General features: G+C 67.4%; 1 protein-coding gene. It reads right to left on the bottom strand.

Features of this window, described 5'->3' with window-relative positions:
- A partial coding sequence (locus AC1DWF_RS32650) for a branched-chain amino acid ABC transporter permease (protein ID WP_476842663.1) occupies positions 1 to 866 on the bottom strand: 866 nt, incomplete at its 3' end.
- Between the last annotated feature and the right edge of the window lie 112 nt (positions 867 to 978).

Here is a 978-nt window from a genome sequence, read left to right as displayed (position 1 = left end):
CCATAGGCGAAAGGCGCCGCACCAATGAAGGCCGTGCCGAAGCCCACGCGCAAGACTTCCTCAAGTGCAATGGTGAAGACGGCGCCGACGCTCGGCCCCAGCATCGAATACATTCCCCCCGCGATCGCGCCGAAGACGATCTGCAGGGAAATGCCGATCCCCGCCAGCGATTCCGGATTGAGGTAAAGCCGATACTGCGCGCCCAGCGCCCCACCCAGCGCCGCGATCCCCGCGGAGATGATGGTGACGCGCAGCTTCTCCCGCGTCACGTGGATGCCGATGGAGGCCGCGGCGTCCTGGTCCTCGTTGATCGCCGCCAGCGCCCTGGACGACATGCTGCGGTCCAGCCACCACCAGACCAGCAGGCCGAAGACCCACGTGATCAGCGCCATCCACCAGAAGCCGGTCTTGCTGAACTGCATGGCGAGGAAGGGCGCGTCCGGCGCCAGCCGCGGCGTCATGCCGAGCGAGCCGCCGGTGTGCTCGCGCAGCGCCACGATCATCAGCCGCACGATCTCGCCGGCCGCGAGCGTCACCAGCGCGAAGTAGTGCCCCACCACGCGCAGCCGGAAGCAGGGATAGCCGAGCAGCGCCGCCAGGATCATCGCCGCGCCCACGCCGATGGGCAGGCCTAGCCAGGGCGTCAGCCCCGCCTCGTTCCAGAGCAGCGCCATCACATAGGCCGCCGTGCCGATGAAGGCGCCATGGCCCAGCGAGACAAGGCCGAAGCGCCCCATCATCGCCCAGCCCGTGCCGGAGACGGCCATGAGCATGGAGGTGATGCCGAGATGCAGGAAGTAGTCCGGCGTGCCGAGCAATGGCACGACGGCCAGGACCGCAGCGATCGCGACGACAACAGGAATCATCGGGCAAAGAGTCCCTGCGGGCGCGCGAAGATCACCACGATGAAGAAGGCGAAGGCCACGACGTAGCTCATCTCCGTGTTCCACCAGAAGCTGCCGGTGGAGACGATCACCC

The organism is Aminobacter sp. P4_D5, from assembly GCF_056401815.1.
The sequence above is the reverse complement of the archived record's forward strand: the minus strand, read 5'-3'. Positions and strand labels throughout refer to the sequence as shown.